Consider the following 12,527-nt stretch of genomic DNA (forward strand, 5'->3'; position numbering starts at 1 on the left):
CTAAGCGTGCCGACAGACTGGTGAGACATGCGTGCACCAAAGTAGAGCAGTCGTCAGAACGCTGCCTGCGCTGTACATGGAATGTTGCATCCGGAACGCATCCCCACTTTTCGCATAAGAAGTCCCATGAAATGAATCTCAAGTTCAGCCATAAAATCCTGCTGGCCGCCTCGGGCGTTGTGGTCCTGGCGTTCGCGCTGTTCACTTTGTACAACGACTATCTGCAGCGAAACACCATTCGCCAGAACCTCCAGTCCTCGGTCCAACAGGCCGGCGACCTGACCGCGAGCAGTGTGCAGAACTGGATGAGCGGGCGAATTCTGGTACTGCAAAACCTCGCACAGAACGTCGCCCATCAAGGCAAGAACGCCGACTTCCCGGGCCTGGTCGATCAACCGGCCTTCACCTCGAACTTCCAGTTCACCTACGTCGGCCAGGCCAACGGTGTGTTCACCCAGCGCCCTGACGCGAAGATGCCGGACGGCTACGATCCGCGTCAGCGCCCCTGGTACAAGCAGGCCGTGGCCGCTGACCAGACCATGCTGACCCCGCCATACATGGCCGCCGTTGGCGGTCTGGTGGTGACCATCGCCATGCCGGTGAAAAAGAACGGCGAGCTGCTCGGCGTCGTGGGCGGTGACCTGAGCCTGGAAACCCTGGTGAAGATCATCAACTCGGTGGACTTCGGTGGCCTGGGCCACGCGTTCCTGGTCAGCGGGGACGGTCAGGTGATCGTCAGCCCGGACAAAGACCAGGTGATGAAGAACCTCAAGGACATCTACCCGAACGCCGATGTGCGCATCCAGAAGGGCAACCAGAACGTGGTGCTCAACGGTCAGGAGCGCATCCTGTCGTTCACCCCGGTCGCAGGTCTGCCGAATGCCGAGTGGTACATCGGTCTGTCGATCGATCGCGACAAGGCCTACGCCGCACTCAGCCAGTTCCGTACCTCGGCACTGATCGCAATGTTCGTTGCTGTCGGCGCGATTGCGGTGTTCCTGAGCCTGTTGATCACCGTGCTGATGCGTCCGCTGATCACCATGGGCCGTGCGATGCAGGACATCGCTCAGGGTGAAGGCGACCTGACTCGCCGTCTGGTAGTGGAAAGCAAGGACGAGTTCGGTGAGCTGGGCAGTTCGTTCAACCAGTTCGTGGAGCGGATTCACGCGTCCATTTCCGAAGTGTCTTCCGCGACTCGCCACGTACACGACCTGTCGCAACGGGTGATGGCATCGTCCAACGCCTCGATCATCGGCTCCGACGAGCAAAGCGCACGCACCAACAGCGTGGCCGCCGCGATCAATCAACTGGGTGCCGCCACCCAGGAAATCGCCCGCAACGCCGCCGATGCCTCGCAACACGCCAGCGGCGCGAGCGAGCAGGCCGATGACGGTCGTCAGGTGGTCGAGCAGACGATTCAGGCGATGACCGAGCTGTCGCAGAAGATCAGCCTGTCGTGCACCCAGATCGAAACCCTGAACGCGAGCACCGACAACATCGGCCACATTCTCGACGTGATCAAAGGCATCTCCCAGCAGACCAACCTGCTGGCGCTCAACGCGGCCATTGAAGCTGCCCGTGCCGGTGAAGCCGGACGCGGTTTTGCGGTGGTGGCGGACGAGGTGCGTAACCTCGCTCACCGCACCCAGGAATCGGCGGAAGAGATCCACAAGATGATCACTTCGCTGCAGGTCGGCTCCCGCGAAGCGGTGACCACCATGAACGCCAGTCAGGCGTCCAGCGAGGAAACCGTTGAAGTGGCGAACCAGGCCGGTCTGCGTCTGGTCAGCGTGACCCAGCGCATCGGCGAAATCGACGGCATGAACCAGTCGGTGGCCGCCGCTACCGAAGAGCAGACCGCCGTGGTGGAAACCCTCAACGTCGACGTCAACCAGATCAACCTGCTGAACCAGCAGAGCGTGGCCAACCTCAATGAAACGTTGAAGGATTGCGATGCGTTGTCGCAGCAGGCCAACCGTTTGAAACAACTGGTCGACAGCTTCAAGATCTGATCGCTAGCGGTCAAAAAACAGCCCGCTGCGGAGTGATCCACAGCGGGCTTTTTCATGCCTTACACAAACAGCTTCTGCACATTGCCCATCGCATCATCGGCGAACCCCTGCACGAAATCCTTGAACCCCGGCAGTGCCTCTGGGCCGCCGCTGGCCGGTTCGGCAATGATCGTCCAGGTCGCCCGCGACTTGCCCGCGCCCAGCGATTCCACATTCATCGCCGCCCACAGATTGGCCACGCCCAGGGTGTTGTAGATCGTGGTCCAGGTCATGCTCAGCGCCTGGTCGTCCCGGGAGTTGAGTTGCTCGACCACCACGTTGCCATCCTTGAAGAACTTCTTGCGCAGCGAAGACACGCCTTCGCCGGTCATTTCGATGTGCGACAGGGCCGGAATGAAGCGGTCGAAACCGTCGAATTTGCCTACCACCGCCCACACTTGTCTGGCGTCCACCGGCACTTCCACCGAAGACACGACGTGGCAGCCGTGAGGATTCTTGATCAGGGTGTCGGGTTGAAGATTGCTCATGGTGTTGCTCCTTGGTGGTTGAGTCAGATGAAGTTGATTTCTTTCAGGTAGTCGCAGCCGCGACGCAGCAGCGCCGGGGATTTTTCCGGGTAGTGCGCGCCCATCTGCTGTACGCCGGCCTGGGCGTTGGCGTGGCTGATCAGGGAGATGTCGCCGATGTCTTCCTCGAAGCCGTTGAGGTAGAAACCGAGTACGCCGAACAGCGCGTTGTCGGCATCGACCCGGCCCAGTTGCTGCTGCCAGTCGGCGACGCTGACCAGCGAAAACTCGCTGCCGGTTTCGCGGAACGACGCAACGTAGGCGTCCCAGCTCAGAGGCTCCGGGTTATGCAGGTTGAATACCGCCCGTTCGGCCGAGTAGCGGCTGGCGTGGAAGGCGATGAACCGGGCGAGAAAATCCACCGGCATCAGGTCGAAATTCAGCGCGAAGGCCGGCACCTGCCCGAGCTGGATCGAGCCCTTGAGCATCAGCATCAAGCGGTTCTTGTGCGGCTGGCAGACGCCGCTGAGGCTGTTGAAACTGATGTTGCCGGGCCGATACAGATTGACCCGCACCCCACGCTCCCGCGCCCGCTCGAGGATGCGTTCGCCGACCCATTTCGACAGGTTGTAGCCGTTGCGGATGTAGATCGGCGGCGTCGGTGCGGCGGGCAGTTCCAGCACCCGGCCTGCGTCGTCGACGGTGCTGGAGGCCGACAGCGTCGAGACGAAATTGAACACCTTCTTGCTGCGTCCTTCGCACAGCCGCAGCAGTTCGAAAATCGGCTCGACGTTGTCCGCCGCCAGCGACTCGTAATCGAGCACGTGATTGACGTTGGCCGCGTTGTGCACCAGCGCGCCGAACTCGCGATCCAGTCGCTCGAAATCCCCATCGGCCAAGCCCAGTTGCGGCCGGCTGATGTCCGCCGAATAGACCCGCACCCGACTCAGGTCCAGATGCTCCAGCCGGTTCTCTCGCAGCGATTGGGCAAAGCGCTGCGCCGCCGTTTGCCCGCCGCCGTCGCGCACCAGACACGCCACCTCGCTGGCGCCCAATCCCAGCAGCGCCTCGACGATGTGCACACCGACAAAGCTGTTGGCGCCGGTGACGATCACCTTGTGCACGTCGCCCATGCGGCTGATCGGCAGCGGCTCGATGTCCAGCGCTCGCTCGGCGTCGGCCATCGCCTGGGCGCTGAGCACCGCGCTGTCATCGGTGCCGCGTACCAGGGTGGCGAGCTTCGTGATGGTCGGCAGTTCGATGAAGCGGTTGATCGAAATACTGCGACCGAACTCCTCCCGTAGACGCAGGAGCATGCGCGACAGCAGAATCGAGTGACCGCCGAGATTGAAGAAGCTTTCGTCGGTGGAAATGTCGCTGGTCGGAAGCTCCAGCAACTCACCCCAGATCTCCAGCAGCAGCGCTTCGTCGGCGTTGGCCGGCAGGCATTTCGGGCCGCTGTCCTGCACGCTGACCGGCAGCTCCAGCAAGGCCTTGCGGTCGACTTTGCCATTGGCGGCGAACGGCATGTTCGGCAGTTCCGTCCATGCCACCGGTTGCATGTAGTCGGGCAAAAACTGCTGTGCGTGAGCTTTCAACGACTCGCGCGCGGCATCCGATTGCGGCTGGGCGAGGAACGCCAGAATCCGTCGCTGACTGTCGATCACCACGGCGATTTGCCGATACAACTGACTCTCGCGCAGGCAGCGTTCGATCTCCTCCGGCTCGACCCGGAAGCCGCGGATCTTCACCTGATTGTCGCGCCGTCCGCACAGCTCGATGCCATCCTCGCCCCACTTGGCCATGTCGCCGCTGCGGTAGGCGCGCAGACGCTGGCCGTCCGGCAACTCCAGATCCAGATAGCGTTCGGCGGTCTGCTGTGGATTGTTCAGGTAACCCAGGCATACGCCGGGGCCGACGATGAACAATTCGCCCACCGTTTGCTCAGGCACCGGTTGCAGATCGTCATCGAGGATCAGCACCTGACTGTTGGCAATCGGGCCGCCGAGGGTGCGATTGCTGTCGCCCGGTTGCAGTTGTCGCGCGGTGATCAGCACCGTGGCTTCGGTCGGGCCGTAGAGGTTATGCAGCTTGCCTTGGCGCGTCAGCTGCTCGATCACGAACGGCTCACAGACGTCGCCGCCGGTCATGATTTGCGCGACGCTTTGCAGTTGCTCCAGCGGCAGGATGCTCAACAGCGCCGGCGGCAGGAACGCGTGGGTCAGTTGCCGACGTCGAATAAGCGCCACCAGTTGCAGCGGATCACGCCGCTGGTTGTCGTCGGGCACCACCAGTTCTGCGCCTTCGAGCAGGGTCGGGAAGATGTCGATCAGCGACGAGTCGAAACTCAGCGACGAGAACTGCAACACCCGGCTCTCGGCGCGCAACTGCACGTAATCGGCGTACCACGCGGTGAAGTGCGCGAGGTTCGCCTGACTCAGCAGCACACCCTTCGGATGCCCGGTGGTGCCCGAGGTGTAGAGCGCCATGCATGGCGAGTCGAGCGACGGTCGCTGGCGCATCAACGGCAACGAAAGATCGGCGTCGGCGCTGTCGATAAGGCTGACATCCAGCCCCGGCAGCGAACCGCTCAGCGGATGTTCGCCGTCGTGCAGCAACAACACCGCTCCGGCGTTTTCCAGAATGTACTGCTGGCGCTGAAGCGGATGGCTCGGTTCCAGCGGCAGGTACACCGCGCCGCTGCCGAGAATCGCCAGGATCGAAGCAAACAGCGCATCGCATTTCGGCAGGCAAATCCCCACCACCCAGGGTTGCGGCTGTGTCTCCAGCATTGCCTGCAAGCGTTGCTGGATTGCACGGCTGTGATCATGCAACTGGCGATAGCTGATCGACTGCTCGGCAAGGTGCAACGCGGGGCGCTCCGCGTGTTCGATCAGACTCTCTTGCAGCCGCTCGATCACCGGGATCTGCGCTTGTTGCAGCAACTGCGAATTGGCCGTGGCATTGAAGCGATGGACGTAAGCCAGGCTGTCGAGAAATAGCAGATTTTCCACCTGCTCGAAGTCCGGCGCACGGGCCGCTGTCGCGTGCTGGAAATACTCGGCATCGCGGGAAAAACGGCTGACCAGCAGCGCCACTTCGTCCACCACCTGCGCCAGTGTTCGCTGGCGCAACGCCTGACCGTTGCCGGACGGTTCGTCGGCGATGGGCACGCGGCTCAGCAGCGTCGAGTTGCAGAGGCACAGCAGATCGAGCACCGGCAAACCGCCGGCGCCCGTTGCACCGATGCCCAGACGTAAAGTCAGGTGCGCTGTCGCGCCGTGATTTTGCGGCGCAAGACTGCCGTCATCGATCACCAGATCCACCGACGGAGCAGTCTCTGTCAGCAATGAATGACCGTGTTGTTCGAGCTCCTGCGCCAGGTCGGTCAAGACTTGGCTGCGGCCCCTCAGCAAAATATCGAGACGTCTCATGTCAGCCTCCTTGTCAAACCAGGTAGTCGCGCAGGGCGTGCTGCACGCACGGTGTGTCGAGCAGCGAGCTGTTGTGGAAAAACCGCACGATGTTGCCCACCAGCGGGTGGTGGCGATTGATCGGGAAGGCCAGCCCGGCCATCTCGTCTTTCAGGGCGCGGCGGGTGGCATCGTTGACCGGCAAGGCGTCGATCAGGCGCAGGTCGAAGGACTTCTGGATGTCGTTGGTCAGGTAATGGCCGATGAACACCGGCAGGATCTGCGCGATGCATTCGCGGTCCGCATCGCTCGCGGTGTGCCAGTAGATGCGCACCATCCGCGCCCAGAAACTCGAGTGCCGGCCCTCGTCGAGCAAGTGATCAGCCATCAGGCCCTTGATCGACGGCTTGACCGTGTCGTCCCGGGCGAATGCCGCGACATCGCCGGTCACGGTGTTTTCGGCGATGGCCACGCAGATCAGTTCCACGGCGCTGCGCAGGTGTGGCGGAGCCAGTTCGACGGCGGCCGGAATCGCCCGGCTCAGTTCGATTTCATTCGGCAGCTCGATCGGCTCGATGCCGGTCATGGCCACCGTCTGTTGCATGAAATCCATCGCCACCAGCGCGTGGTAATCCTCGTCCACCACCACGGTCATGGCGTCGTAACGACAGGCGAACGGGAAGGGCACGGCGAAGCGATTCTTGGCGATGCTGCGGGCGGTCTTGTCGACGATCTCGGTTTCGAAAATCACCACGTCGTTGATGAATTTGTACAGCGTCTGCACCAGGGCGAAATCACGCTGTTCCGGGCATTCGCGCAGGAAGGTTTCGCTGAGCACCAAGGGCTGGCGGCTGAGCGGATAGATCAGCCGCGCGTCGTCCTCCAGCACGCGGCGTGGCCGGGTGCGAATGGTCGCGCGGCTTTCCCAGGCGTCGGCGAAAGACTGGTAGTCGGCGGCGTTCATTGGGCCACCTCCGCCAGCGGCTCACGCATGCTCAGACGCAGGCCGTCCCACAGGGCGATGCGGCTTTCCACGGCGGCGATGGCGCTGGCGTAGACTTCGGCTTCGCGCTGCGGATCGCCGTCCACCAGCCGGTCCAGCAGTTGCTCGGCGGCCGGGCCGTGGTCTTCGGAGTCGACCTCGATGTGTCGCTCCAGGTAGTAACGGAAGGTCGGCGCCTGTTCGACGCCGATGCCCCAGGCATCGAGCATGCGCTGGAACATGGTCGGGATCACGCTCTCGCGACCGTGAAGGAATGCGGCGGCAACGCTGTGACCGGGTGCATGCAGTGCGGTGTGCAAGGTGTCACGGACGAACCGCGCAGCGGCCGGATCGACCTCGACGCTTTGCAGGGCGACGTCGTAACTCACGCCTTCCTGTTGCAGCGTCACGAAGCGCTCCACCGCTGTCGTGTCCGCACCGACTTCGCGCATCGCATCGAGGTACAGTTCGAAGTGACTGTAATGCCCGTGTGGCAGCCGGTCGTCAGATTCTTCCCCGAGCACGATTTCATTGATCAGTCTTGCTGCGTGCGGATCCCGTGGCGGCAACCACGGCAGACGCGTGCAAGTCAGTTCCTGCTGCAGGCGCTTGGTCAGCGACATGAAGTCCCAGACCGCAAATACATGGGACTCCATGAATCGGCGCAATGTCGTCAAAGAATCGATTTCGGAGAAGATCGGATGAACGCTGAGTTCGGCTTTCTTTAGTGTAAGTTGCTCTTTAGTTGGCATGGTTGCGAGACTCTGGCTAATAGGGAAGTAAGGACTGCTCAATCAATCGCTAATAACGTTGAACAAGTTTCTCCAGGCGAACGACAGCCTCATTCGGTTTCGATGAAAGCAGGCAATGTCTGAAGGGCCCAAAACTACAGCGGACGGTCAAGCCGTCGCAATCAAGGCCGTACTGCAAGGTTGTGCCGGGCTTGTCATTTCGGATCCAAACTCGGCGAAGAAAAACTAATACATCGCAAAACAACTTAACAAGTTTATTTTTAATTATTTTTAGTTGGCTGTTTTTGAAGTGTGAGTGGGTCTGATAAAACTTATAAGTTAAGTTTTATTTGGGCGTAGTTGCTCCTTTCGGCGTTTAATGGCCAAAATTGAACGACAAGAGTGAATGCCTCACTCGAAGCAACTTTCCAATTGAGTAATTGAATGAATTTGAGGGGATGAAGTCGGGCTGTAACGGCGCCGTTTCTTCCTGTTCCCGTGACAAGGCTCCTTCCGTAGGTTCCTGGTGCGGGGACTGCTGCCGGGGCGGCGCGTCCCCGTTCTATATTGGGTTGGCGGTCCAAGGGTGCGCGTAAATCAGCGCCGCGGCTATCGTCGAAAATGACTTCCTTGCGGTGCAAATTCCGGGCTGTTCAAAGCAGGGGGAGGTTAGAGCGCAGGCGTCGATGTGCCACGGCAAATGACCGTAACCGGTGGGGGGATTTGTAAGCGGGTTATTCGCCGGGTGAGTGGAGGCTCACCCGGGAGGGAGAATTCAGCGTGCTGCTTTGCGGCTTTGGCCGGCTGAGCTGGCGAGGTAACGGGTGATCACCTCGACACCGCGATTGAGGTGTTGCTCCAGCAGTGTCACGGCGTGCGGGGTGTCACGCTCTTTCACGGCCTGTAACAACGCGCGGTGATCGTCCTGGGAGAGTTTGCCCAGGCCCATGGCCTCGAGGTTGAAGCGCAGGAAGCGTTCTTCTTCATTCAGGCCGTCTTCCACCAGTCGCAACAGCCGGCCATTGGGCGCCTTGCTGTAGAGCGCCATGTGAAACAGACGGTTGAGCCGGCCGATTTCGGTGTAGTCGTGTTCGTTTTCCAGTTCTTCGATGTAGCCGGCCGCGCGTTCGTGATCGGCCGGGGTCAGCAGCGGGATCGACTGGCGCAGCGCTTCTGACTCCAGCAGGATGCGCAGCTCATAGGTTTGCGTTGCATCGCCCTGAATCAGCGGCGCCACCACGGCGCCCTTGTGGGCAATCACGCTGAGCAGGCCCTGAGCCTCAAGTTGGCGCAAGGCTTCGCGCACCGGCATGCGGCTGACACCGAACAGGTCGGCCAGGTCCTGCTGGCGCACGGCGGTGCCGCAGGGCAGGCGCCCGTCGAGAATCGCGGCTCGCAGGGTTTCTTCGATGACCGAGCGCGCCAGATGCGCGGGAATCGGGCCGTCGACTTTGATGCTGTGGAGTGGCTTGGGCTTCTGGGTCACAACTGCACACCCTATGACTGCGGATTTGGATCCAAAGGACACTAGTGATTGCTCTACAGGTTGTCAAACCGTGTAGAAGAACCCTGTCACATCTGAAGTTTAGCGCGCCAGCGATGATCTCAGGGTGCCATTGTTTTTTGCTGGGCTAACCTTCACCATCAAGCGCTTTCCTCTCTGCCCTGGATGCCTTGCATTGGCGGTACGTTTCGCGTTCCCACGGATCGCGCGCTGGCTTGCCTGCGCGCTGCTGCTGGCCGGCATCATGCTGGGCGGCCTGCATGCCGATTGGGATTTTTCCGCGATCAGCCGCAAGGCCACGGCGCTGTACGGGCCGTTGGGTGCCGGGCAACAGCGGATCGATGCCTGGCAGAATCTGCTGGCCACGCAGAAGCAGGTCAGCGAGATGGAAAAGCTTAAAGTCGTGAACCTGTTTTTCAACAAACAGATGCGCTACGTCGAAGACATCGATCTGTGGCACGAGGTCGACTATTGGGAAACCCCCATCGAAGCCTTGTGGAAAGGCGCCGGCGACTGCGAAGACTATGCGATCGCCAAGTATTTCAGCCTGCGCCACCTCGGTGTGGCCAGTGACAAGTTGCGTATCACCTACGTCAAGGCGCTGCGCCAGAACCGCGCGCACATGGTCCTGACTTACTATTCCAGCCCTGACGCCATGCCGCTGGTGCTCGACAGCCTGATCGATCCGATCAAGCCGGCCGCCGAGCGAACCGATTTGCTGCCGGTCTACTCTTTCAATGCCGAAGGGTTGTACCTGCCGGGCGCCAAGGGCAACAAGAAGGTCGGTGACACCAAGCGCCTGTCACGCTGGCAGGATGTGTTGAAGAAAATGCAGGCCGAAGGATTTCCGGTCGAGACGACTAACTAGGAGCACGCGCTCAGATGTCTTTGTTCAAACAGCTGTTGATCGCTATCTGTCTGTTCCTGGTGGTCGCCTTCACCGGCAGCTTCATGGTCAGTCTGGAGAGCTCGCGCACCCAGTACGTCAACCAGTTGCGCTCCCACGCCCAGGATGCGGCCACGGCGCTGGCGCTGTCGTTGACGCCGAACATCGATGACCCGGCGATGGTCGAGTTGCTGGTCAGTTCGATTTTCGACAGCGGTTATTACTCAAGCATCCGCGTGGTCGACCTGAAGACCGACCAGACCATCGTCGAGCGCAACGGCATTCCGGCGGTCACCAACGTGCCGGACTGGTTCGTCAAACTGATCGGCCTGGAGCCGGCCGGTGGCGATGCGCTGGTCAGCCGTGGCTGGGAGCAGGCAGCGCGGGTCGAGGTGGTCAGCCACCCGATGTTCGCCCTGGCCAAGCTCTGGCAGAGCGCACTCGGCAGTCTTGGCTGGTTGCTGGTCTGCGGTGCGGTCAGTGCGGTGCTGGGCGCGTTGTTGCTGCGTCGGCAATTGAAGCCGCTGGATTACATGGTCAAGCAATCCCACGCCATCGCCCGCCGCGAGTTCCTCAGCCTGCCGGACCTGCCGCGCACGCCTGAATTGCGCCGTGTGGTGCTGGCGATGAACCAGATGGTCGAGAAGCTCAAGGCGCTGTTCCAAGAGCAGGCCGAGCGCAGTGAAAAACTGCGCACCGAATCCTATCAGGACAACCTCACCGGGTTGGCCAACCGGCGTTATTTCGAGATGCAGCTGAATGCGCGGGTGAGCAACCCGGAGCAGGCCAGTTCCGGTTATCTGCTGCTGTTGCGGGTCAAGGATCTGGCCGGTCTCAACCAGCGCCTCGGCGGTCAGCGCACCGATGAATTGTTGAAAGCGGTTGGCGAGCAACTGTCCCGCGAGTGCGCCAAATACCCGGAAACCCAGAACCTCATCACCCGCATTCGCGGTGGTGAATTCGCCGTGCTGGCGCCGGGGCTGACCCGCGAAGAGGCGCTGCAACTGGCGCAGAGTCTCGACTGTGCCCTGAGCAGCCTGCACGCGACAGGCGCCACCGACGTGGCCGCCGTGGCTTCTATCGGCCTGGCGCCGTTCGCTCACGGCGATTCGCCGCAAGCGGTCCTCAGCCTCGGCGATCAGGCGCTGGCCCAGGCCGAAGGGCAGGGTGAGCAGAACTGGGCGTGCCTCGATCAGAGCCTGGTGGCGGACGTCGGTGACGATCACCACGCTTGGCACCGTTTGCTCGATCAAGCGTTGAATCAGCGGCGTTTCGAGCTGTTCTTCCAGCCGGTAGTGGCGGCGCAGGACACGCAACTGGTGCTGCATTACAAGGTGCTGTCGCGCTTGCTCGACGAGCAGGGCCAGACCATTCCCGCCGGGCGTTTCCTGCCGTGGCTTGAACGTTTCGGTTGGACCGCACGGCTGGACCGTTTGATGCTCGAGCGGGTGCTGGAGCAGATGGCCGGTCATGAAGAATCGCTGGCGCTGAATCTGTCCTCGGCGACCCTGGCCGATCCGCAGGCGTTGAACAAAGTGTTCGAGATTCTGCGGACGCATTCCAACCTCGGTGCGCGCCTGACCCTGGAAATCGGCGAGGAACAATTGCCGGAGCAAGCGGTGCTGGAACAGTTGACCCGCCGCCTGCGCGAGCTCGGTTTCTCCCTGAGCCTGCAGCGTTTTGGCGGACGCTTCAGCATGATCGGCAACCTGGCGCGGCTGGGGCTGGCGTATTTGAAGATCGATGGCAGTTACATCCGGGCGATCGATCAGGAAAGCGACAAGCGTCTGTTCATCGAAGCGATCCAGCGCGCGGCACACAGCATCGATCTGCCGTTGATTGCCGAGCGGGTCGAGACGGAAGGGGAATTGTCAGTGATTCGCGAGATGGGGTTGTATGGGGTTCAGGGGCAGCTGTTCGGTGAGCCCAAGCCCTGGAAATAATGCAGCGCCAAACTGATCGTTCCCACGCTCCGCGTGGGAATGCATAAAGGGACGCTCCGCGTTCCAGTCACACCGTCGGTGTCGCGTCAGACACCGATATGACGCGGAGCGTCACGGGCGGCATTCCCACGCAGAGCGTGGGAACGATCGACTGTAGGCAAATCAGATCAACCCACCCTCATCCTCATCAATCAACTGACTCAACCCGCCCAGCGCTTCCCGCGCCTGGGTCCGGTCCATCAACTTGGCCTGGGCCGCCGCTGGCAGGTCGGTGACGCGGATCACGCCTTTCTGGGTCAGCACCTGAATCAGGTCATCGAGTACCCGGATCATTTCCAGGTCGCTCTGCTTGAGCTGTTTGAGGCTGTTCTCCACGGCCTCGTTGGCGTACCAGGCCTGGATTTCGTGGTGGTCGGCCGGCAGCGTTTCCGTGGCCTCGGCGTAGGCCGCAGCTTCCACGCGAATCAACTGACCCTGCGCATCGCGTTGCACGTAAAACATTGAGCATCCCTCGGAAATGGACCAGCGTCATGCTGTCAGCAGCATAGCC

Annotated in this window: 9 protein-coding genes; 3 read left to right on the top strand and 6 right to left on the bottom strand. The window is 61.3% G+C overall.

Annotated features, from left to right (window positions below; translation table 11 throughout):
- The first annotated feature begins 131 nt into the window (after positions 1–131).
- Positions 132–2,012 (top strand): methyl-accepting chemotaxis protein, encoded by a 1,881-nt coding sequence (locus ABFB52_RS01650; protein WP_129974166.1) that lies wholly within the window; start codon positions 132–134, stop codon positions 2,010–2,012.
- 59 nt (positions 2,013–2,071) lie between these two features.
- Here ABFB52_RS01650 and ABFB52_RS01655 read toward each other — a convergent pair whose 3' ends face one another.
- The 5 genes from ABFB52_RS01655 to ABFB52_RS01675 form a co-directional block, all read right to left on the bottom strand.
- The gene (locus ABFB52_RS01655) at positions 2,072–2,539 is read right to left on the bottom strand and encodes an SRPBCC family protein (RefSeq protein WP_102688635.1); all 468 of its coding nucleotides are present in this window, start codon (positions 2,537–2,539) and stop codon (positions 2,072–2,074) included.
- Positions 2,540–2,562: 23 nt separating this feature from the next.
- The gene (locus tag ABFB52_RS01660; protein WP_129974165.1) at positions 2,563–5,952 is read right to left on the bottom strand and encodes an amino acid adenylation domain-containing protein; all 3,390 of its coding nucleotides are present in this window, start codon (positions 5,950–5,952) and stop codon (positions 2,563–2,565) included.
- 13 nt (positions 5,953–5,965) lie between these two features.
- Positions 5,966–6,895 carry a diiron oxygenase gene (locus ABFB52_RS01665; RefSeq protein ID WP_102688633.1) on the bottom strand — a complete coding sequence of 310 codons (930 nt, stop codon included), beginning with the start codon at positions 6,893–6,895 and terminating at the stop codon, positions 5,966–5,968.
- Positions 6,892–7,665 (bottom strand): DUF3050 domain-containing protein, encoded by a 774-nt coding sequence (locus ABFB52_RS01670; protein ID WP_102688632.1) that lies wholly within the window; start codon positions 7,663–7,665, stop codon positions 6,892–6,894. The genes ABFB52_RS01665 and ABFB52_RS01670 overlap by 4 nt, the downstream gene beginning before the upstream one ends.
- A 754-nt stretch (positions 7,666–8,419) precedes the next feature.
- On the bottom strand, positions 8,420–9,130 hold the full coding sequence (locus ABFB52_RS01675) for a GntR family transcriptional regulator (RefSeq protein ID WP_085748538.1): 711 nt from the start codon (positions 9,128–9,130) through the stop codon (positions 8,420–8,422).
- A gap of 193 nt (positions 9,131–9,323) precedes the next feature.
- Here ABFB52_RS01675 and lapG point away from each other — a divergent pair, with 193 nt between their 5' ends.
- Both lapG and lapD read left to right on the top strand, forming a co-directional pair.
- Complete coding sequence (lapG, locus tag ABFB52_RS01680) at positions 9,324–10,016, top strand: cysteine protease LapG (RefSeq protein WP_085748537.1); 693 nt, start codon at positions 9,324–9,326, stop codon at positions 10,014–10,016.
- Between the two features lie 14 nt (positions 10,017–10,030).
- Positions 10,031–11,977, top strand: a complete 1,947-nt coding sequence (gene lapD, locus ABFB52_RS01685) for a cyclic di-GMP receptor LapD (RefSeq protein WP_129974164.1) — start codon at positions 10,031–10,033, stop codon at positions 11,975–11,977.
- 162 nt (positions 11,978–12,139) lie between these two features.
- On the opposite strand, the gene ABFB52_RS01690 is transcribed toward lapD, so the two are convergent.
- Positions 12,140–12,478 (bottom strand): tryptophan synthase subunit beta, encoded by a 339-nt coding sequence (locus tag ABFB52_RS01690; RefSeq protein ID WP_085613332.1) that lies wholly within the window; start codon positions 12,476–12,478, stop codon positions 12,140–12,142.
- Between the last annotated feature and the right edge of the window lie 49 nt (positions 12,479–12,527).

The sequence above is a fragment of the Pseudomonas sp. 9.2(2024) genome, assembly GCF_039695385.1.
In the GTDB taxonomy this organism is placed as follows: domain Bacteria; phylum Pseudomonadota; class Gammaproteobacteria; order Pseudomonadales; family Pseudomonadaceae; genus Aquipseudomonas; species Aquipseudomonas paraglycinae.